The sequence below is a fragment of the Hymenobacter sp. 5516J-16 genome (assembly GCF_022919335.1).
Lineage (GTDB): Bacteria > Bacteroidota > Bacteroidia > Cytophagales > Hymenobacteraceae > Hymenobacter > Hymenobacter sublimis.
Window position 1 is genome coordinate 968,881 of sequence record NZ_CP095058.1, and the last position, 20,351, is coordinate 989,231.

Annotated in this window: 19 protein-coding genes and 5 pseudogenes; 11 read left to right on the plus strand and 13 right to left on the minus strand. The window is 59.6% G+C overall.

The window, feature by feature from the left end; genetic code table 11:
• The first annotated feature begins 220 nt into the window (after positions 1 to 220).
• Both MUN84_RS04760 and trpS read left to right on the plus strand, forming a co-directional pair.
• Positions 221 to 508, plus strand: a complete 288-nt coding sequence (locus tag MUN84_RS04760; protein WP_244696872.1) for a hypothetical protein — start codon at positions 221 to 223, stop codon at positions 506 to 508.
• A gap of 39 nt (positions 509 to 547) precedes the next feature.
• Positions 548 to 1,524: pseudogene (trpS, locus tag MUN84_RS04765) on the plus strand (tryptophan--tRNA ligase).
• Positions 1,525 to 1,734: 210 nt separating this feature from the next.
• Here the strand turns inward: trpS and MUN84_RS04770 are convergent.
• The 3 genes and pseudogenes from MUN84_RS04770 to MUN84_RS04780 form a co-directional block, all read right to left on the minus strand.
• Complete coding sequence (locus MUN84_RS04770) at positions 1,735 to 2,448, minus strand: hypothetical protein (RefSeq protein WP_244696873.1); 714 nt, start codon at positions 2,446 to 2,448, stop codon at positions 1,735 to 1,737.
• A gap of 397 nt (positions 2,449 to 2,845) precedes the next feature.
• Positions 2,846 to 3,993: pseudogene (locus MUN84_RS04775) on the minus strand (CaiB/BaiF CoA transferase family protein).
• Between the two features lie 54 nt (positions 3,994 to 4,047).
• Positions 4,048 to 4,782, minus strand: coding sequence for a class I SAM-dependent methyltransferase (locus tag MUN84_RS04780; RefSeq protein WP_244696874.1), 735 nt, complete (start codon positions 4,780 to 4,782; stop codon positions 4,048 to 4,050).
• 167 nt (positions 4,783 to 4,949) lie between these two features.
• On the opposite strand from MUN84_RS04780, the pseudogene MUN84_RS24430 reads away from it, so the two are divergent.
• The 4 genes and pseudogenes from MUN84_RS24430 to MUN84_RS04800 all read left to right on the plus strand — a co-directional run.
• Positions 4,950 to 5,204 (plus strand): annotated as a pseudogene (locus tag MUN84_RS24430) (Gfo/Idh/MocA family protein); the annotation flags it as partial.
• 80 nt (positions 5,205 to 5,284) lie between these two features.
• A complete protein-coding gene (locus MUN84_RS04790) occupies positions 5,285 to 5,932 on the plus strand; it encodes a Gfo/Idh/MocA family oxidoreductase (protein WP_410780092.1) in 648 nt (215 codons plus the stop codon).
• 135 nt (positions 5,933 to 6,067) lie between these two features.
• Positions 6,068 to 7,324 (plus strand): DEAD/DEAH box helicase, encoded by a 1,257-nt coding sequence (locus MUN84_RS04795; protein WP_244696877.1) that lies wholly within the window; start codon positions 6,068 to 6,070, stop codon positions 7,322 to 7,324.
• Between the two features lie 282 nt (positions 7,325 to 7,606).
• Complete coding sequence (locus tag MUN84_RS04800; RefSeq protein WP_244696878.1) at positions 7,607 to 7,759, plus strand: hypothetical protein; 153 nt, start codon at positions 7,607 to 7,609, stop codon at positions 7,757 to 7,759.
• Positions 7,760 to 7,814: 55 nt separating this feature from the next.
• Here the strand turns inward: MUN84_RS04800 and MUN84_RS04805 are convergent, their stop codons facing one another.
• The 5 genes from MUN84_RS04805 to MUN84_RS22845 form a co-directional block, all read right to left on the minus strand.
• Positions 7,815 to 9,194, minus strand: coding sequence for a hypothetical protein (locus MUN84_RS04805; RefSeq protein WP_244696879.1), 1,380 nt, complete (start codon positions 9,192 to 9,194; stop codon positions 7,815 to 7,817).
• A 374-nt stretch (positions 9,195 to 9,568) separates the two neighbouring features.
• Positions 9,569 to 10,531, minus strand: a complete 963-nt coding sequence (locus tag MUN84_RS04810; RefSeq protein ID WP_244696880.1) for a 1,4-dihydroxy-2-naphthoate polyprenyltransferase — start codon at positions 10,529 to 10,531, stop codon at positions 9,569 to 9,571.
• A 44-nt stretch (positions 10,532 to 10,575) separates the two neighbouring features.
• The gene (locus MUN84_RS04815; protein ID WP_244696881.1) at positions 10,576 to 11,238 is read right to left on the minus strand and encodes an HAD family hydrolase; all 663 of its coding nucleotides are present in this window, start codon (positions 11,236 to 11,238) and stop codon (positions 10,576 to 10,578) included.
• Positions 11,239 to 11,367: 129 nt separating this feature from the next.
• Positions 11,368 to 11,835 carry a glutathione peroxidase gene (locus MUN84_RS04820; RefSeq protein ID WP_244696882.1) on the minus strand — a complete coding sequence of 156 codons (468 nt, stop codon included), beginning with the start codon at positions 11,833 to 11,835 and terminating at the stop codon, positions 11,368 to 11,370.
• On the minus strand, positions 11,817 to 11,948 hold the full coding sequence (locus MUN84_RS22845) for a hypothetical protein (RefSeq protein WP_262920647.1): 132 nt from the start codon (positions 11,946 to 11,948) through the stop codon (positions 11,817 to 11,819). The genes MUN84_RS04820 and MUN84_RS22845 overlap by 19 nt, the downstream gene beginning before the upstream one ends.
• 173 nt (positions 11,949 to 12,121) lie before the next feature.
• On the opposite strand from MUN84_RS22845, the gene MUN84_RS04825 reads away from it, so the two are divergent.
• The gene (locus tag MUN84_RS04825) at positions 12,122 to 13,171 is read left to right on the plus strand and encodes a ketoacyl-ACP synthase III (RefSeq protein ID WP_317239112.1); all 1,050 of its coding nucleotides are present in this window, start codon (positions 12,122 to 12,124) and stop codon (positions 13,169 to 13,171) included.
• A gap of 135 nt (positions 13,172 to 13,306) precedes the next feature.
• On the opposite strand, the gene MUN84_RS04830 is transcribed toward MUN84_RS04825, so the two are convergent.
• Positions 13,307 to 13,888, minus strand: a complete 582-nt coding sequence (locus MUN84_RS04830; RefSeq protein WP_244696883.1) for a TIGR00730 family Rossman fold protein — start codon at positions 13,886 to 13,888, stop codon at positions 13,307 to 13,309.
• A gap of 191 nt (positions 13,889 to 14,079) precedes the next feature.
• Positions 14,080 to 15,871, minus strand: a pseudogene (gene argS, locus MUN84_RS04835) (arginine--tRNA ligase).
• A gap of 380 nt (positions 15,872 to 16,251) precedes the next feature.
• Here argS and MUN84_RS04840 point away from each other — a divergent pair.
• From MUN84_RS04840 to MUN84_RS04850, 3 genes are read left to right on the plus strand one after another with little or no spacing between them, the layout of a single operon-like run.
• Positions 16,252 to 16,491: a TerC family protein gene (locus MUN84_RS04840; protein ID WP_244696884.1), complete on the plus strand. Its 240-nt coding sequence runs from the start codon at positions 16,252 to 16,254 to the stop codon at positions 16,489 to 16,491.
• Positions 16,488 to 16,643, plus strand: a complete 156-nt coding sequence (locus MUN84_RS04845) for a hypothetical protein (RefSeq protein ID WP_244696885.1) — start codon at positions 16,488 to 16,490, stop codon at positions 16,641 to 16,643. Before MUN84_RS04840 ends, MUN84_RS04845 begins: the two co-directional genes overlap by 4 nt.
• Entirely contained in the window at positions 16,634 to 17,014 is a 381-nt protein-coding gene (locus tag MUN84_RS04850; protein ID WP_244696886.1) for a DUF475 domain-containing protein, read from the plus strand. The genes MUN84_RS04845 and MUN84_RS04850 overlap by 10 nt, the downstream gene beginning before the upstream one ends.
• Before the next feature lie 115 nt (positions 17,015 to 17,129).
• On the opposite strand, the gene MUN84_RS04855 is transcribed toward MUN84_RS04850, so the two are convergent.
• From MUN84_RS04855 to MUN84_RS23555, 3 genes are all read right to left on the minus strand, one after another.
• The gene (locus MUN84_RS04855) at positions 17,130 to 17,570 is read right to left on the minus strand and encodes a YbaY family lipoprotein (protein WP_244696887.1); all 441 of its coding nucleotides are present in this window, start codon (positions 17,568 to 17,570) and stop codon (positions 17,130 to 17,132) included.
• 104 nt (positions 17,571 to 17,674) lie between these two features.
• Entirely contained in the window at positions 17,675 to 18,238 is a 564-nt protein-coding gene (locus MUN84_RS23550; RefSeq protein WP_317239113.1) for an arginase family protein, read from the minus strand.
• A gap of 46 nt (positions 18,239 to 18,284) precedes the next feature.
• Positions 18,285 to 18,647 (minus strand): arginase family protein, encoded by a 363-nt coding sequence (locus tag MUN84_RS23555; protein WP_317239114.1) that lies wholly within the window; start codon positions 18,645 to 18,647, stop codon positions 18,285 to 18,287.
• A gap of 275 nt (positions 18,648 to 18,922) precedes the next feature.
• Here MUN84_RS23555 and MUN84_RS04865 point away from each other — a divergent pair.
• A pseudogene (locus MUN84_RS04865) lies at positions 18,923 to 20,322 on the plus strand (arginine decarboxylase).
• Positions 20,323 to 20,351: the final 29 nt, after the last annotated feature.

Sequence of the window (20,351 nt, forward strand, 5' to 3'; positions counted from 1 at the left end):
TTTTACGCTTACCAACGGTACTACTGGGGAAGGGATGCTTTTCTACAGAGAAGCTGGAGCCTGGGGACCGGCTAAATTGACTGTCAAGAATGAAAGCGGCTCGACGAAATATGAGCCGGGCCTGATTCAAGAATTCCAGCTGGCCGGTCATGCTTACGTACGCGAAGACGCATTTCCATTCAGGGCTGTCTTTGATCGTCGACGCCCCGATCCTATCTTTTTGGAAGTAGTTGAGCAAGGACCAATTGAGCTTTACGCCTACCACTATACCTTTCAAGCTGGCAACTACATCAGCTACATCACGTTGCCGGTCTTACGCAAGCAAGGCTCGTCCACTTACGTAGTGCTAAACGTCAACAAGGCCCCCTCCCTGCCTAAGGAAACCCGTGACCCGGAGGACGTGGCTGCCTTGTTTGATCAGGACCCCGAGCTTCAGTACCGCTGCCGTAGCGGCAACGTCACTCCCGAAAACATCGTCAACTACGTGCATTCCTACAACTTGGGGTAAAGCTTCCTAGTGGTATGAAAGCAACTCAATAACCCCCACATGTCCCGCATTCTCACCGGCATTCAGAGCACCGGCCGCCCCCACCTGGGCAACCTGCTTGGCGCCATCCTTCCGGCCATTGAGCTGTCTAAAAACGCAGCTAACGAGTCCTTGTATTTCATTGCTGACTTGCACTCGCTCACTACCGTGCGGGATGCCGAGCTGCTGCGCCAGAACACCTACGCCGTAGCGGCCGCCTGGCTGGCCTGCGGTTTCGACACGGAGAAAAACCTGTTTTACCGTCAGTCTGATGTGCCCCAGGTGGCAGAGCTGACCTGGTACCTGTCGTGCTTCACGCCCTACCCCATGCTGGCTAACGCTCACTCCTTCAAGGACAAAAGCGACCGGCTCTCGAACGTGAATGCTGGCTTGTTTACCTACCCCGTGCTCATGGCCGCCGATATTCTGCTCTATGACGCGGAGGTAGTGCCCGTGGGCAAAGACCAGATTCAGCACTTGGAAATCACCCGCGACATTGCCGCGGCTTTCAACGGGCGCTACGGCGACACCTTTGTGCTGCCCCAGGCCCGCGTGGATGCCGAGCTGATGACCATACCGGGCCTCGACGGCCAGAAGATGAGCAAGAGCTACGGCAACATCATCGACATCTTTGCCGACGACAAGAGCCTGCTCAAAACCATCCGCAGCATTGTTTCGGACAGTACCCCGCTGGAGGCCCCAAAAACCCGGACACAGATACCACTTTCAAGCTGTACTCCCTGCTAGCTACGGCCGAGGAAACTGCCGATATGCGCCAGCGCTACGAAGCCGGCGGCTTCGGCTACGGCCACGCCAAAACTGCCCTCTACGAATTGATTGTGCAGCGTTTCGCCGCCGAGCGGGAGCAGTTCAATTTCTACAGCAACAACCTGCCCGAGGTAGACCGCAAGCTCGCCGAAGGTGCCCGAAAAGCCCAAGCCTACGGCTCCGAAGTGCTCAACAAAGTGCGCGAGCGAATCGGTTACCTCCGGCGGTAAGACAGTAAGGTAGTAGCTGAGTGAGGTGTCATGGCGAGGGCACCGAAGCCATCCGTCCTGCCCACTATGCTACCCCTCTGACATGTGACACGCCCTTGACGCTACCATACGTCAAGGGCGTGTTTCTTTATCAGGTTTGTCACCACGAGAGGTGTCATGGCGCCGGCTCCGCCTCACCATAACACCTCTCACATTCACCACCTCACTATATCAGTAGCTGATGTGTTTTTGCTCATTGGAAAAGCTGAAACCTACTTTGCTACCGCGGCTAACCTGCTGGTTTTCTAGCTTCTGCTTCACGCTGATTTTTTGGATGTCGTCGAGCGGGGGTGCAATCAGGTCGTTGTTGACGGCGGCAATCATGGCGCTTTCCACAAAAAGCTTCAGCGCGTCTTCCGTAACCAGGTTATCTGACATGTCGTTGTCGGGCAATTCTAGCTGCTGTACGCCTTCCAGGAAGTAGTGCTGGTCGATGTTGATCAGTAGGCGCCCAACCAGGTAACCAGGGTCATTCAGGCGCTGATACTTAATGCTGTCGGCCATGAAGTTATAGGCCATGATGTGCCCAAAAAACCGGCGCCGGAAGTCGTCCTGCACGTATTTGGTAGCCATTGGTCCGTACTCTTCGGGGAAGGTTACGATGTTGGAGTGCAACACGAACACGAGCAAGTCGCCGGAGAAGCGGATGTGAAACTCCATGTCGTTTATCGGTCGGTACTCGATAATGACGGTAGAATCGACGGGGGTAATCTTGCGGCTCAGCTCTACTACCAACTCCTGGGACACCTTGCGCAGTAAATCGAAGGTAGCCAGCGTGTTGCGATAGATGGCCTGCTTGGCCGATGACTTTTGCTTCAGGCCGTCAAAAATCTGGTCGAGACGGTCGGCGGGCGTAGGGCCGGCTCGCCGGGCGCGTTGGGGCATTGCCATCGGTGTTAGGGGCCCCGCTAGAAGTGGCGGTTGGGGCACCGGGCGTACCGTCGTCGGTTTGAGGGGGCGAGGCGAGGATGGGCGTGGTAGGGGGCGTTTCTTCCATGAAAAAGCAAGTCAAAAGGGCTAAACCAGACACGCCCGTAACGAAAAGGCTGCGCGCTGTACGCTGCCAGGTAAGGCCCTATCTACGCAAAACAAGTCCTGCATAGTTCTGGTAACGCTTCGGTTCCTTGCCTCAAGTCGCGCCAATTTCGGCTTACACTCTCCCGTGGTGCTTGTATTTTGGCGCATTTCAGGTCTCGAAAAATTGGGTAATCGAGAGCTTCATATACCTCTACTGGTCCACTTCCGGGCCGCGCTGTTCAGCATTGGCGGCGGGGGTAGGCGCTCAGCTACCGGCCAGGTAGAACTGCGGAAAGCCACGGTGCGCAGGCCCGCGTACGGAAACTTCGGGCTTGGGGCAGTAGCATGGGTTGGGCTGCCGCTTGCGCCAGGGCCTCCCCACCGTCCGGACGGCGCCGGCCGGCACCATTCGTTGCTGCAGTTCTCCCAGAAGCTCCGCTCCGGATACTTCCGCAATGCGCTGGCGCAGCAGCTCCTCCAATTCCGCGCGGTGCGCTACCCGCGCCGCATTGGTGTGAAATCTAGCATCTTGGGGCCATTCCGGATGGGAAAGCACGGCGCATAGGTGCTGAAACTGGTGATCGGTGCCCACAGCTAGCAGCAGGCGCACCCCGTCGGCGGCTTGGTACACGGTGCCGTAGGGCACGATGCTGGGGTGGCCGGAGCCCAGCGGCTCAGGGTCGTGGCTCGTAACCAAGGCCGCCGTGGCCTGGTTGGCCAGCGAAGCCAGGGCACTATCCCAGAGCGAAACCTGCACCAAGGCCCCGCGGCCGGTTCGTTCCCGCTGGTAGAGGGCCGTGAGCAGCCCTTCCTTGAGTTGGTGGGCCGTAAGCAAATCAATCAGTGCAACAGGCATTTTCTGGGGTTCCTGACCCGGGCCGGCGGCGTTCAAGTGCATAAACCCGGTTTCAGCCTGCAGCACAGCATCGTAGCCAGCACGGCGGGCCGTGGCCCCGTAGCCCGTGATGTGACCGTAGAGCAGGCGCGGGTTCAGGGCCGAGAGAGTGGCGTAATCCACGCCCAGCTTTTCGGCGTCGCCGGGCTTGTAGCTAGCCAGCACGATGTCGGTGGTGGCGGCTAGGCGGTGCACTTCGGCGCGGCCGGCGGGGGTAGTCAGGTCCAGGACCCGGCTCTGCTTGCCCCAGTTGGCGCAGGAAAAATACGCCGATACGGTAGTGGCAGCCGTTTCGGCCGGCGTGCGCCAGGTGCGGGTGACGTCGCCGGCGGGGCCTCAATCTTTAAGACCTCAGCTCCCAGCTCGGCCAGGAACTGCCCCACCTGCGGACCGGCCAGCACCGAGGCCAGCTCCAGCACCCGCAGGCCGCTGAGGGGAAGTTCTGCTATGGGCGTCGAAGCCTGCGTGCTACGTGGTTGCCAATCCGTTAGTGCCGCGGCACTTTCTTCATTTGTCATACCAGCAAAGTACGCCCCGATACCTGATTCATTCGAACGGTGGACAACTGCCGATTACTCTTTCCGGCCCAGCCGCGCAAATACCGGAAACTCCACCAGCCGCTCGTCCGGGCCCCAGCGCTGGGTTAGCTCTTGGGCAATGCGCAATACCGGGTCCTGGCCGTGCTGCTGCTCGTACTTCACCACGCTCGACCAGGTGCGCAGGTAGTTCAAAAACCACTCGGCCGACCACTGGCGCTGCACCGTGAACCGGGCGTGCTCCACCCGCGCAAAAGGGAACGGCAGCCGGGTATACTCATCGTCGATGTGCCAGCGGTTGGCGTCCCAGTACGGGCGCATAGTGCGGGCGTAGAACTCCCGGATAAGCGGGTCGAGTTCGGGGCTGATGCTCACCAGCCCGTACCCCCACTCCGCCACTACCCCACCCGGCCGCAGCACCCGGGCCACTTCCTCGTTAAACGCCGCCATATCAAACCAATGCACCGCCTGGGCTACCGTCACTAAGTCAAAGCCACCGGCCGGAAATGGCGGGTGCTCGGCCGGGGCCTGCTGGTAGCGGATGTTGGGCAGGGCCGGGGCCTGGGCCAGTTGGGCGGCGCTGATGTCGGTGGCTTCTACCTGCCCAAAGTGCCCGGCCAGCACCACCGCTACCTGCCCGTTACCGGTGGCACAATCCCAGGCCCGCTCCCGCCCCGGTACCCGGGGCAGCAACCACTGATACAGCGCCGCTGGGTAGTCAATGCGGTAGCGGGCGTACAGGTCGGCCTGGGTTGAGAAACGGTCGAGCATGGGGCAGTTTTTAGGGGCCGGGTTTTGGTTTGTGGTGGGTGGGCTCTAGTATTGTTACTGAACGGCCGCCTGGCGTTGCTGGTGCCACTACGGCCCGGCGCTTAGGCCTGGCCCCTTCCCCGCGCAATATGACTAACTCTATTCAAACCGGCCTGCTGGCATTCGGCATGTCGGGCCGCATTTTTCACGCCCCCTTCATTCATACCCACCCTGGCTTTGCGCTACGGGCCGTGGTGGAGCGCACCCGCCAGCAGGCAGCCCAGGCGTACCCGGGCGTGCAGAGCTACGGGAGCGTGGCCGAGCTGCTAGCTGATGCGGCCCTGGAGCTGGTCATCATCAACACCCCCAACAACACCCACACTGAGCTGGCCCGACAGGCCCTGCTGGCTGGCAAACACGTGCTCCTCGAAAAGCCCGTGGCCACTACCCCCGCCGAGCTGGACGAGCTGCTGCAGCTGGCCCAGGAACGCGGCCTCCACCTGCTAGCCTACCAGAACCGCCGCTGGGATTCCGACTTCCAGTTGGTACGGCAGGTAGTGGAGAGCGGGCAGCTGGGCCAGCTCACGGAAGTGCACTTTCGCTTCGATCGGTACAAGGCGGCCCTGAACGCCAAGGTGTTCAAGGAAGACCCCACTACCCCGGCAGCGGCCTTAGCTACGACCTCGGCCCCCACGTGCTCGACCAGGCCCTGAGTTTGTTTGGGTGGCCGGAGCGGGTGCACAAAACCCTGGCCAGCCACCGCCCCGGCTCCCAGGTCGATGATTACTTCCACTTCCATTTGGCCTACCCTGGCGGGCTGAACGTGTTTGTGACGGGTAGTTTGCTGACGGCGGCCCCGGTACCGGCCTACGTGCTGCACGGCACCCGCGGCTCCTTACACAAGCAGCGCGCCGACGTGCAGGAAAGTCAGCTTGACCAGGGCCTACTACCCACGGCCGCGCCCTTTGGGCAGGAGCCCGCCGGCGCGGAAGGCCAGCTGACTTTAATGCACGAAGCCGAAGCCACAACTTCGGCTGTAGCCGCGCCGCGGGGCAACTACAGTGGCTTGTTTGATGCCGTGTACCAGACCATCCGGGAAGGTGAGCCGTTTCCGGTGCGAGCGGAGGAGCTACGCTGGCAGTTGGAAATTCTGGCGGGGCCGGCCGCTTAACCAGGCCCGGCTTGCCACCGCTACCCAAAGCCCAACGGCAGGGCACGAATTCCTCCTATCTTTGTTAGCATTACACAAGCGGTTTGCTGACCGGACAACAAGGTCAGCCATTTCATCATCCTAATTCGCTGAACCTTGAAGTTTCACGATTTTAACCTCCACGACGACCTGCTGGCCGGCGTGGACGCCATGAATTACCAGAATGCCACGCCCATTCAGGAGCAGGCCATTCCCCGCATTCTCGAAGGCAAAGACCTGATAGCCTGCGCCCAAACCGGCACCGGCAAAACGGCCGCCTACCTGCTGCCCCTACTCGATAAGATTTCGCACGCCAAGCACGGCACTACCTCCACCTTGGTGCTGGTTCCCACCCGTGAGCTGGCCACTCAGATTGATGAGCAGGTAACTGGCTTCGGCTACTTTGTAGAGGCCAGCTCCATTGCCATTTACGGCGGGGGCAAAAGCGAAGGCTGGGAACAGCAGAAGCGCGCCCTAACCTCCGGCGCCGACATCATCATTGCTACCCCCGGCCGCCTCATTGCCCACATGCAAATGGGCTACGTCAAGTTCGAGGACCTGAAGTATTTGGTGCTCGATGAGGCCGACAAGATGATGGACATGGGTTTCTCCGATGACATCCTCAACATTGTGCGGCAGCTGCCCAAGGAGCGCCAGACCTTGCTGTTCTCGGCCACCATGCCCAACAAAATCCGGGAGTTCTCGCAGCAGATTCTAAATCAGCCCGAGGAAATCCGTCTGGCCGTATCCAAGCCCGCCGCCGGCATCGACCAGCAATTCTACCTGGCCTTCGACCGCCAGAAGATTTACCTGCTGGAGCACATCATCAAAACCCAGGATGTGCAGAGCATGGTGCTATTTACCTCGCAGAAAGCGGCCGTGGGCGGCATTGTGCGGGCCATCAACAAGCTCGGCATCGAGGCTCGCGGCATCTCCTCCGACCGCACCCAGGAGGAGCGGGAGGAAATCATGCGCGCCTTCAAAAACAAGCAATTCCCCATTCTGGTAGCTACCGACGTACTCAGCCGCGGCATTGATATTGACTCCTTGAGCCACGTGGTAAACTACGACATTCCGCGCGCCGCCGAGGATTACGTGCACCGCATCGGCCGCACGGCCCGCGCCGCTACCAAAGGCACGGCCATTACCTTCATTTCGGACCAGGACCAGGACCGGGTGGTGAAGATTGAAAAGCTGATTGAGCGGGAAATCGAGAAAAAGAATATCACCGAAGAGCTCGGCTTGGGTGAAGCGCCGGAGTTCGACCCAAAACGTTTCAGCGGCCTGCGCGGTAAAGTTGGTGGCCGGCCGGAGCGCGGGGACGTAGCGGGGGCTCTGGTGGCGGCCGCGACCGTGGCCCCCGCCCGAAGGTGAGCGAGGCCCGCGCGGCGAAGGTGGCCGCAGTGGCCGTGGCGCGCACCCAGGCCGCGGTGATGGCAAACCCGATGCCCAGCAGCAAGAGCGTATTGCCAAAGCCCAGGCAGCCCTAGCGGCCCTGGATGCCGGCCAAGCCCCCGCCCAGCCCTACCAGCGCCCACCCCGCGAAGACCGTCCCGAAGGCAGCGAGAGCCGCCCCCGCCGGGAGCCGCGCACCCCACGGCCGGAAGGCGAAGCTCGTCCGCCCGCGAACCACGTGCCCCCCGCCCCGAGGGCGAAGTGAGCACCGAGCCCCGCGCTGAAGGCGAGAAACCGGAAGGCCAGCGCCGCCGCAAGCGGGGCGGCCGCAACCGCAGTGGCCGTGGCCCCCGCCCAGATGGTGGCGCCGCCGAGGCCACAGTGATTGCCCCAGCAGCTCCCAGCGCCGAATAAAGAGTTAAGCTTAATAAGAAAAGCCCCCGTTGCAGCTGCAACGGGGGCTTTTGTGTTACTTAGGCTCTTTTACGGTAGCTCGTGCAACCAAGTAGGTAGGCAACGTTTGTACTGCCTTGTTGAGTTTGGCTACATTCTGTTGCTGCTGCATCTTATCATCGAGGTGCTGGATATAGTTTAGAAACAGGTAGTAGGCAAGCACCCGATTGTAGGTATCCAGCGTGGAGTCTGCCACAAGCGTAAGCAGGCGTTGCTCCATTTCTCGCGGCTGCCGCGTTTCGGTTAGGGCTCGGCCCACACGGTAGGGCGTGCCGAAATAGTGGTTTTGGCTAGGATTATCGATCCGCAAGCTGATGCCTAACATTAAATCAGGCACGTTAATATCAAGCTCTTCCAGTTCGCGCAAGTAGGTCTGGCGGGCTGCCCACGCATAGCTACCATCCGAAACGCGCTCAAACCGGTCGTTCATAATGTCGAGGTGAGCTCGTAAAAAGGTTTCCCAATTTACTGCTTCGGCCGAGAGTTGGGCAATGCCCAGAGCGTGCCGGCGGGGGCCATTGTCTTGGCTGCACCCCCCTATTACCCGACGGCTTCGCTTCAACTCCAGTGCCCGGCGGGGTGAGTAATAACGCGCCACGTATTCCTCGAACTCATCAGAAGATGTACCAACACTCGCGGCATCGGTAGCAGCTTGCCTAAGCAATTCGCGAAACTGTGGCGTGGCAGCAATGGCATCAACTTTAGTTAGGCGCAGCGAGTCCCAATTGCGGTAAGCCTGCCAGCGGGCTTCTTGTTCGGTTTCACTCAGGCGGCCATTATAGTTATGAGTAGGGCGATGGGTTTGCTGGTGGACATACCGCATAAACGCTGCTTCGCTAGCCGACTCCTTGTTTTGCAGCCGTACCCCCGTCCGCTGTGCCGCCTCAAGATAAATTTGAGCGGTAGTATCCACCAAGCAATCGGCGTACTGCACTAGTGTTGCATACTGTTGAGGCAGCTTCGTCTGGGTTAAGCCGGCCGGGAAATACAGCGCCTCAACGTAGGGGCCACCGTATCCTTTCTTTTCGTACTCTACTACCCATTGCCCTGGCCCCGGCGGCTGTTGCACACCCGCAACTTCTAGAGAATATTCTTTCTGACCGTCAAAAGGGATGGTGTGATAGGTAGTAAAAACCGCTTTTTTATTCTTTTGCTCCCTTTCCTGCTGAGAGCTAACCACTAGCAGGCCACGCTCAATTTTCGCAGCTGGGAAACGCATGGCAAAAGCTTCGGGGCTGATGCCGTGCCTGAGCGCCTCCGCAGCCGCTGCTATATTTCCCGACTCCAGCCGCACGTGGTGGGCCTGGCCCTGCCAGTGGCTACGATAAGCGCGCCGTAGCTCGCACACCTTGTAGCGCAGGTGTAAAGAATCAACGATGTGTCGAAGTTGACGCATGGTTTGGGGCGAATACAGTAGGCCATTGGGTGCGGACCCGAATTCCCCCTTAGTTTCTCCCGGCGAATGGGATTGTGCTTGGCAAGCTACTACGCTTAGCCACAGACTAATAATTACATAGACTTTCATAATGCAGCGGCACAAGCACGGGGCCACACCCGGGGTTAGCGTTAGACTACCCCACTGATGCTGCACGGATCCGTATTCCACACGCGCATTCCGAAATATTTTTTTTGCGCCACGCTTTTGGCAAGCGCAGAACGCAGTACCCTTTACTCTTGTCCCACGCAAATAGCCACGGAACCGCCCTATTTAAGTCCTGTTTATATTGACAACATATGATCCTGTTTCTTCCTGTCTCCGGCTGAAGTCAATTACAGCACCTGTCCTACCCCGAACAGCAGGGTAAACACCAGCGTGGTGAGGGCCATTTGCTTGAGCAGCGGGTCGAGCTGCATGCTGTCCTGGCGTTGCCATACCTGGGTAGCGTTGCGCAACAGCAGCGGGGCCGCCAGCAGAAACAGCCACTGCCAGGGCGAGTGGTAGGTAAGGGCCACGTAGACCACGGCGCAGCCAAAACCGAGCAGCAGCAACAGCCAATGGTAGCGCCGGGCGTGTACCGGCCCCAGGCGCACCGGAATCGTGATTTTGCCGGCTAGCTCGTCGGAGCGGATGTCGCGGATGTTGTTGACGTTGAGCACGGCCGTGGCAAAGCAGCCCAGGGCGGCGGCCGGCAACAGCACCGGCAGCGGCAAGGCCTGCGTCCAGACTTCCACCTGGCTGTAGGCTTGCAAATAATACGTGCCGCACACCCCCACTATGCCGAAAAAGATGAATACCGACAAGTCACCGAGGCCGGCGTAGCCGTAGGGTTTGGCGCCGGCCGTGTAGTTTACGGCGGCCCAAATGGCGGACAGGCCTAGCACGAAGAAAGCCAGGAAAACCCAGGCGCCGGCCGTACCCAGGGCTACCCACAGCAGCAGCAAGCCACTCAGCAAGGAGAGCAGCCCGAACACGCCCATGCCCTTTTTCATCTGCTGGGGGCTGATGGCCCCGCTTTGCACTGCCCGTTGCGGCCCCTCGCGATGCACGCTGTCGGCCCCGTTCTGCGAGTCGCCGTAGTCGTTGGCAAGGTTGCTGAGAATCTGGAGCAGAATGGTGGTGAGGGCCGCCAGCCCAACCACCGCGCCGCGGAACTGCCCGTGGCTAGCCGCCAGAAACCCGCCTGCCATAATGCTGGCTAGGGCCAGCGGCAAGGTGCGGGGCCGAAAGGCGGAAAGCCAGGCTTTGGCTGGGCTCGTGGGGGTAGCAGACGCGGCCGAGGAAGAAGATGCCATAAGTGGAAAGCAGAATCGGGTGCTTTTGAAGTGTGCGCCTCTACCTACACGGTTTCAAGGGCGGCAATCCGGGCGGCGGTCAGCTCGTTGAAGTGCCCCACTACCAGATCAGCATGGCTCAGGTCTTGGAGCGGGGAATGCGCACTGTTGTAGCCGATGCAGTACAGGCCGGCGGCTTTGGCGGCCGTTACGCCGTTGGCGGAATCTTCGATTACCACACACTCTGCCTGGGGCGCATGCGAGAGGGAAGCCGCGTGCATGAAAATGGCCGGGTCGGGCTTAGAGCGCGGAAAGTCCTCGCCGCTAACAAGGTGGGAGAAATACGGGCCCAGCGCGAACCGCCGCATTACCCGGTCGATGGTGGAGTGGGACGCGGAAGAGGCCAGGATCAGCTGCAGGCCGTGCGCGTGCAGATCTTCAATGAGGGTGCGTACGCCCTCCAGCAGGTCTAGGTCGGGTTTTTCGTCGAAGGCCCGGTTAAAGAACTCCCGCTTCATCATCACCAGCTCTTCTACCGGCTGGCCCAGGTGGTGCTTGTCCTTGAGGTGCTGGTACACATTCTTGGTGGAGCGGCCCGTGAAGGTGGCATACTCCGCGTCCGAAACCGCAATGCCCAGCTCCCGGAAGTGGCTGAAATAGGCGTAGCGGTGCACCGGCTCCGTATCTACAATTACTCCATCCATGTCAAAAATAACGGTGCGTACCATGCGGGCAGAGGTTAGTTATGAGCGCGAAGGTAGGAAACCTGCCACCTTCGGGCCGAAAAAAGCAGCCTGCTCCGCCGTGCCACCAAAAGCACAAGCGGGGCAGGCTGCCGCACTGGGTTAGGGTAGCTATTACTTCAGAATGGCCGCTACCAGCTCCTCGCTCATAGGCTTTACCTTGGAGGGGTAAAACGCCACCACGTGGCCGGTTTCATCTACCAGATACTTGCAGAAGTTCCAGTTCGGGGCATCGGCTACGGCTCCGTTCTTGGCTTTGTCGGCCAGAAACTTATAGAGTGGGGCCGTGTCGGCGCCCTTTACCGAAACCTTGCTGAACAGCGGGAAGGTAACGCCGTAGTTTTTCTCGCAGAATGCGGCAATCTGGGCTTCCGTGCCGGGCTCCTGGCCGCCGAAGTTGTTGGCCGGAAAACCCAGCACCACTACCTTGTCGCCGTGCTTTTGGTAGAGCTCCTCCAGCTCCTTATACTGCGGCGTATAGCCGCACTCCGAGGCCGTATTCACGATGAGCAGCTTTTTGCCTTTATATTGACTAAGCTTTACGTCTTTACCGTCAATGCTTTTTACGGTGAAGTCGTACACGGTGCCGGTAGCCGGGGCGGTGGTTTCGGGGTCATGGCGGAGGTAGGAGGCGAAGTGAAGTTGCAGGAAAAGCCGGCCGCGGCCAGCAGCCCCGACAGGAGCAAAGCTTTCATGGGAATTAAGGAAAAAGGGTCAGCAAGCAACCGGCGGCCTGGCGCAATGTTCAGGCCCTGGTCAGAAACGAAGGTACACGTTGCAGCGAGTTGTTTTTCGCCCCCGCCGGCTGCCACTGTTAAAAAGGCCCTACTTTTACACATAGTTGCGTCCTCATTCCGCACTTTCTGTTATGCGTAAGACTCTCCATTCGGTCATTACCGGAACAGGCAGCTACCTCCCCTCGCGCGTTGTTAAAAATGAGGAGTTCATCTCTTCCACGTTCTTTGATGCCACCGGCACGCTGCTTCCCAAGTCGGGGGCGGAAATTGTGGAACGGTTTGCGCAAATCACTGACATCCAGGAACGCCGCTACGTCACCGACGACCAAGTAACTTCTGACATTGCCTTTCTGGCCGCCCAGGACGCGCTGCAATCGTGTGGGGCTGACCCGGAGCAGCTGGATTACATCCTAGTGGCTCACAACTTCGGCGACGTCAGCGCCACAAACAAGCGCTCCGACTTCGTCCCGAGCTTGGCGGCCCGGGTCAAGCACAAGCTGGGGATTGAAAACCCGCAGACCATTGCCTACGACCTCCCGTTCGGGTGTCCCGGCTGGCTGCAAGCCCTCATTCAGGCCGACTACTACCTGCGCTCCGGCGACGCCCGCCGCGTGCTGGTCATTGGGGCCGAGGTGCTTTCGCGCGTCTGCGACCCCCACGATCGGGACAGTATGCTCTACGCGGATGGGGCCGGGGCCGTGCTGCTGGAAGCCCGCGAAAGCGATGAACCGGTGGGCATCCTGTGCCACAGCACCCGCTCCGATACCGTGCAGGCGGCCCATCTGCTGCGCATGGGCGCTTCCTATAACCCGGCCTACGAGGGTCAGGAGCTGTTTCTGAAAATGGAAGGCCGCAAGCTCTATGAGTACGCCCTCAAAACCGTGCCCCAGGCCATCAAAGACTGCCTCGACAAAGCCGGCCTACCCCTGGCGGCCATGCACAAACTGCTGCTGCACCAGGCCAACGGCAAAATGGACGATGCCATCCTCAAGCGCCTCTACAGCCTGTATGGCGAGGCCACCATTCCGGAAGAAGTCATGCCCATGACCATTTCCTGGCTGGGCAACTCGTCGGTGGCTACCCTGCCTACCCTCTTTGATTTGTTGGTAAAGCGCCAGCTCAATGGCAACGAAATCACCCCAGGCCAAACCATCGTATTTGCCTCCGTGGGGCCGGCATGAACTGCAACGCCGTGGTGTACCGCATGCCAGAATAATCTTGCTTACCATGAAAAGCCCGGCCCGCATCAAGCGCAGGTCGGGCTTTTTGGGTAATAGCAGGTTGTATTGGCTGCGGCGCACCCCGGTGCAAGCCAGTTAGGTAGTGCGGGGGGTTAGCCACTTTTCCAGGTTCAGGGGCTGGTAGGTGAGCATGGCGTCGAGCAGGACGTTCGGGTCAGGGTTGCTCAGAAGCTGGTTGCGGTTTTCGCGGCGCAGCAGGCCTTCATCGGCCATGTGGTCGAGGGCGCGGAGCAGGTGGTCGTAGTAGCCCGCCACGTTGAGCACGCCAATGGGCTTGCGGTGCAGGCCCAGCTGGCCCCAGGTCAGGACCTCAAACAGCTCTTCCAGGGTGCCGTAGCCGCCGGGCATGGCCACGAAACCTTCCGCCAGGTCGGCCATCAGCAGCTTCCGCTCGTGCATACTCTTGACGATGTGCAGCTCCGTGACGCCCCGGTGCTCTACTTCTTTTTCCACCAGAAAATCGGGAATTACCCCGATTACCTTGCCGCCGTGGGCCAGGGCACTGTCGGCTACGGCGCCCATGAGGCCCACGCGGCCGCCGCCGTACACCAGCGTCATATCCCGCTCGGCCAGGGCCCGACCCATAGCCTGGGCCTGCTGGGTAAATAATTCGTTGGTGCCGCTGCTGGCACCGCAATACACGGCTACGCTTTTCATAGGCTGCTGGCGAGGTAGCATACGCTCCTCACTTAATGTTAATGACAAAAGAAAAACAGCAGCACCACCCGTAGTGGGCGGTGCTGCTGGTGAGGATAAGAACGTTATGTCAAACGGCACGAGGCATCCGGCGGACCGACACTATAGTGCTGTGGCGAACTATGCCACTCCGCTAGCCTCGATAGTGAACATTACATCCGCTCGGGCACCTGGATGCCGAGCAGGCCCATGCTGGTTTTGATGGCCTGCGCCGTTTGGGCCGACAGGGCAATGCGGAAGGCCTTTTTGGTGGCATCGGCCTCCCGGAAGATTTCCACTTCGGTGTACACCCGGTTGTACGCCTTGGCTACGTCGTAGGCGTACTGGGCCACCACGGCCGGCGACTGGGTGCGGGCGGCTTCGGTTACGACAGCGGGGTAGCGGCCCAGCTCCTGCACCAGTTCCCGCTCGGTGTCGTGCAGCTCGGTGAGGCTCGCGAGGGAGGCATCTTCGGCAATGCCCAGCTCGGCGGCCTTGCGGCGGATGGCCGAAATCCGGGCGTGGGAGTACTGAATAAAGGGGCCGGTGTGACCTTCCAGGCTCACGGACTCTTCGGGGTTGAAGAGCATGCGCTTCTTGGGGTCGACCTTCAGCAGGTAGTACTTCAGGGCGCCCAGGCCCAGCATGTGGTAGAGCTCAGCGGCCTGCTCGTCGGTGAGGCCTTCGGTTTTGCCTTTTTCCAGGGTAGCGGCCTGGGCGGCGGCTACTACCTCGCGCACCAGCTCGTCAGCATCCACGACGGTGCCTTCCCGGCTTTTCATCTTGCCCGAGGGCAGGTCCACCATGCCGTAGCTGAGGTGGTAAATGGCGTCGGCGTAGGGCTTGTCGAGCTTTTTGAGCACGGCCTTGAGCACCTGCATGTGGTAGTTCTGCTCGTCGGCAATGACGTAGACGGAGAGGTCATAGTTGAAGTCCTGGTACTTGAGCTCGGCCGTGCCTAGGTCTTGGGTGATGTACACGCTGGTACCGTCGGCGCGCAGCAGCAGCTTTTCGTCGAGGCCTTCTTCCTTGAGGTCCACCCACACCGAGCCATCTTCCTTCCGGAAAAACACGCCTTTCTGCAGGCCTTCCTCTACCCGCTCCTTGCCCAGCAGGTAAGTGCCCGACTCGTAGTAGTACTTATCAAAATCGACGCCGATGGTCTGGTAGGTTTCGTTGAAGCCCTCGTACACCCAGCCGTTCATTTGCTTCCAGAGACTTACCACCGTCTCGTCGTTGGCTTCCCAGGCGCGCAGCATGTCCTGGGCCTCCAGCATCAGGGGGCCTGGCGCTTGGCTACGTCGGCGGCAACACCTTCGGCTTCGAGCTGGCGCACCTGCTCGCGGTAGTGCTTTTCAAACAGCACGTAGTACTTGCCAATCAGATGGTCGCCTTTGATACCGGCCTGCTGGGGGGTTTCGCCGTTGCCATACTGCTGATAGGCCAGCATGGACTTGCAGATGTGGATGCCCCGGTCGTTGACCAAGTTCACCTTGTTAACGGTAGCACCGGTCGCCTTCAAAATTTCGGCCACGGAGTAGCCCAGAAAGTTGTTGCGCAGGTGACCCAGGTGCAGGGGCTTGTTGGTGTTGGGCGAGGAATACTCCACCACCACGTTCTGGGAGCCGCCGGTTTCCACGGGCGAGCCGGCCGGCAGCTGGCGCAGCCGGTCGAATAGCGCTACCCAGGCCGTATCGGCAATTTCCAGGTTCAGAAAGCCCTTCACCACGTTGTAGCCTTTCACCAGGGGCTCGTTCTGCACCAGCCACTCGCCAATGCCCTGCCCGATTTGCTCGGGCCTTTGCCCAGGGTTTTGGTGAAGGGAAACGTGACGAGCGTAAACTGGCCGGCAAACTCCTTGCGCGTGGGCTGCAACGTAAGCTGGGGCGAGGCTACCTCGGCGTCAAATACATTTTTAATAGCGGCGCCGAGGGCCGCCTTGAGGGTTTGTTCGAGTTGTTGCACGGAAAGCGAATCGCTTAAAAGAAGCCGGATACTAGGCTTCCGGAAGATGATTAAGTGGAAAAGTCACAACGAATACAGCGTAAACTACGAGCCAGCCGGCGGCTACTCAGGGAAGTGAATAGCACCGCGACCGGGCCCCAGCTTACGCTAGAGTCGTCGTTGCATACGGCTCCAAAGAATCGGCTTCATGACGGGGTAGCGCGGCGGGCTAACGCGCCAGCCGCTGCTGCAAAGGTAAAAAGCCCGGCCGGATGCCGCCGAAAAAATACGTGGGCGTGGTGGGGCGCCTGTGCCAGCAGGAAGCGGCTGCCTCGAAGTTGGCTCAACCTAAGCCGCCACAACTGCGTGTATGGCTGCAACCAGTATCTTGCGCCCCACGCATGAACGTTCATCTCCAGCAAATCCTCGACAATCCCCTGGCCGCCCTGGCCATCGTGGGCAACCTCGTCATCATCGAAAGCCTGCTCTCCGTGGACAACGCGGCCGTGCTGGCCACCATGGTTTCCGATTTACCCCGGGAGCAACGGCAAAAAGCTCTCCGCTACGGCATCATTGGGGCCTACGTGTTTCGGGGCTCTGCATTCTGTTTGCCTCCTATCTTATTCAGTTCTGGTATTTGAAGCCCTTGGGCGGCTTGTACCTGCTGTACCTGGCCTACAGCCAGTTTGCTAGCCGAAGCTCCTCGGAGGAGGAAGACGTGGACAAGCAGAAAAGCTGGCTTTACCGCAGCACGCTGGGTTGCTGGGCCCGTTCTGGGCCACCGTGGCCCTGATTGAACTCATGGACCTGGCCTTTTCCATCGACAACGTGTTTGCCGTAGTGGCCTTCACCGACAACCTGATTCTGATTTGCCTGGGCGTATTCATTGGCATTTTGGCCATGCGGCTGGTGGCCCAGGCCTTTGTGCTGCTCATGGGCAAGTACCCCTTCCTGGAAACGGCCGCGTTTATCGTTATCGGCATTCTGGGCCTGAAGCTGCTGCTTTCCTTATTTGAGCACTACCTGCCCCAGCACCCGTTCAGCCACTTCTTGGCCAGCGAAACCGCCGATGTGGGCCTGACGATTCTCACGGTAGCCGTATTTGCTGTGCCCTTGCTTACGTCCTGGCTATTTGGCGTACCCTACCGCCAGGGCAGCCGGTAAACTTTTGAACCGCTTGTCATTACGGGCGGGAGCGAGGAATCTGGGTCAGCTTCTACTCAGTAGCCCAGAGTCCTCGCTCCCGCTTGCAATGATAAGGGGTTGGTGTACCTTGTAGTTACTGGCTGGCCCGGCGCAGCAGCAGCTCCACGCGCTTGGGGTTACCGCGCGTAAGCACGGGGTAGGCCACGTCGGTGCGGAACAGCAGCCGGCCGCCATCGGTAATGCGGGCCTGCACGGTGTAGGTGTAGTTGGGCCGGATGCGGGCCGTATCGTAGCGCAGGGTAAAGGGCAGCGGCACCTGCCGTCCGTTGGGCCGAATCGTCACTGAATCGATGACGGTGGCGGCTACATCCTGCAGCGAAACATCCAGCAGGTGCACCCGCACCACGGCCATCGGCGACAACGCTATCCGCTCCCGGTAGGCCACGCTGCCTGTAATGGAGTCTTTCACCACTACGGGAGTGGGCCTGCTGCCTGCGTTGCCAGGAGCCGAAGGGGTAGCGGTGCAGCTGGCTAGCAGCAGCAAACCAAAAGCACACAACAAACCTGATTTCATGGGCAGGGAAAGCTAGCGGATACAAACGCAACGGGTAGGCACGAATGTATCCGCTTTTTCCTGGTTATCAAGCGCCTGAGCAGCCCGGCAACCAAGCCCCGCCCCTACCGGCTTACCACCTCCTCCAGGCGCAGCCGTTTCTGAATGGCGTCGGTGGCGGCTTCCAGAATGTCGAAGGCATTGGTAGCCATGGTGTTCTCGCTGTCGAGGGTAGGGTTGATTTCCACCATTTCAAAGCAGACGACCCGGTCGTTGTCGAGCAGGGCGCGGCACAGGCTGATGGCTTCTTCCACGTTGAGGCCTTCCTCCACGGGCGTGCCGGTGCCCTTGCTAAAGCGCGAATCCAAGGAATCAACGTCGAAGGACACGTACACCATGTCGCAGAAGCGCAGGCGCTCGAACACCTCGCGCGCCACCTGCCGGGTGCCCTTGGCCTTCACTTCGTCCAGCTTGTAGTTTTTGATGCCCAGGCGGTCAATGATGGCGTCTTCCTCGTACTCCGTGTCGCGCACCACAATGTAGATCAGGTGCTCCCCGGTCACTTTCGGGCCGGGCTCGCCCAGGTTTTTGAGCTTCTGCCAGAAAAACTCGGTTTCGGGCTCCACGTGGTTGCGCTGGCACTCGCGGTTATCGTCGCCCAGACTGATGGCGAGCGGCATGCCGTGCATGTTGCCCGAGGGGTAGTAAATGGGGAGTGGATGTCGGCGTGGGCATCTACCCACACCACCCCGAGCGTTTTGTGGGGTAGGCCGCCTTGATGCCGGCAATGGTGGCGGAGGCGTTGCTATGGTCGCCGGCCAGTACCAGCGGGAACTCCCCGAAGCGCAAGGTTTGTTCTACGGCGCTGGCAATGCCTTTTTGCACCGTGTAGATAGAATCAATGTGTTTGGCCTTCGGAAAATGGTTTTTTTCGAAGAGCACGTGGTTCAGATCGGGTACGCTAACCGAGTTGAACCGACGGAAGTAGTCAGAACCTTTGTTGAGGCAGGCCACCTTCAGGGCATCCACGCCCAGACTGGCACCACGGGTTCCGGCCCCGAGTTCGGAGCGTACTTCCAGAAGCTTAATGCGTCGCATATTACATTGGCAGAAAAGAGGTTAGGTGGTTTAGATGCTTGCCGATTGAGCGAAAACTCTTCCGCTCAGGCTTGACGCGCGCGGACCTTCCGGCGCAACCAACGAACAAAGCACAACCAAAACCCCGGCGAGGGGTATCTTTGCGGGTCCTAAGTTCGGAAAAAGCCGGCGGGTTTAGAAATCTGGTAAGCTCAACCTTTAACCGAATAGCCGGCCGTGGGCTACCTGCCCGCCCAGCCTTTTCCCTCACATAACTTTTCTCAGCAACTCCTTTAATGGATACCTACCACGACCTGATTTCGCAGACGTTCGATTTCCCGACCGACGAGTTTCGGGTAGAGCAAAACGAGCTGCGCTTCCACGATATTGACCTCATGGCGCTGGTAGAAAAGCACGGCACGCCCCTGCGCCTCGCTTACCTGCCCAAAATCAGCTCCCAGATTCAGCGGGCCAAGGAGTGGTTCCGCCTGGGCATTGAGCAAACCGGCTACCAGGGCAAATACTCCTACGCCTACTGCACCAAGGCCTCGCACTTCAGCTTCGTGGTGGAAGAAGCCCTGAAAAACGGCGTCCACATCGAAACCTCCAGCTGGTTTGATACCAACATCATCCGGGCCATGCACGCCAAGGGCAAGGTCACGAAGGATACCTACATTATCTGTAACGGCTTTAAAACCGAGGAGTACAAGTACGAAATCACGCGCCTGATCAACGACGGGTTCGTGAACTGCATGCCCATTCTGGACTCGCCCAACGAGGTAGACTACTACCACGACAACGTGCGCGAGAAGTGCAACGTGGGCATGCGCCTGGCCTCCGACGAGGAGCCGCGCTTCCAGTTTTACACCTCCCGCCTGGGCATCCGCTACACCGACGCGCTGCCGCTCTACCAGCAGAAGATCAAGGACGATCCGCGCTTTGAGCTGACCATGCTGCACTACTTCATCAACACCGGCATCAAGGACACCTCCTACTACTGGTCGGAGTTGAGCCGCTTCGTGCACAAGTATTGCGAGCTGCGCAAGGTGTGCCCTACCCTCACCACCATTGATATTGGGGGCGGCCTGCCCATTCAAACCAGCATTCAGAAGGAGTACGACTACCCCTATATGATTGCGGAAGTGCTGCGCACCATCAAGCGCATCTGCGAGGAAGAGGGCGTGCCGGAGCCGGACATTTTCACCGAGTTCGGCATTTTCACGGTGGGCGAATCGGGGCAACCATCTACAGCATTCTGGACGAGAAGCTGCAGAACGACAAGGAGTTGTGGTACATGATTGACGGCTCGTTTATCACGAACCTACCCGACACCTGGGCCCTGAACCAGCGCTTCATCATGCTGGCTCTGAACGGCTGGAACAAACAGTACAAGAAAATCCAGCTGGGCGGGCTCACCTGCGATTCTCAGGACTACTACAACGCCGAAAAGCACATTTACCAAGTGTTCCTGCCCGAGCGCAAGCCCGCCGATGCCAAACCGCTGTACGTGGGCTTTTTCCACACCGGAGCCTACCAGGAAAGCCTCTCGGGCTACGGCGGCGTGAAGCACTGTCTGATTCCGGCCCCGAAAATGGTCATTCTGGACCGCGCCGAAGATGGCACTCTCACCGACCGGGTTTTTGCCGAGGAGCAAACCGGCGAGTCGATGATGCGGATTCTGGGCTACCAGTCGTAAGAGGCAGTAGAAACGGGAGCTTCCGGAAG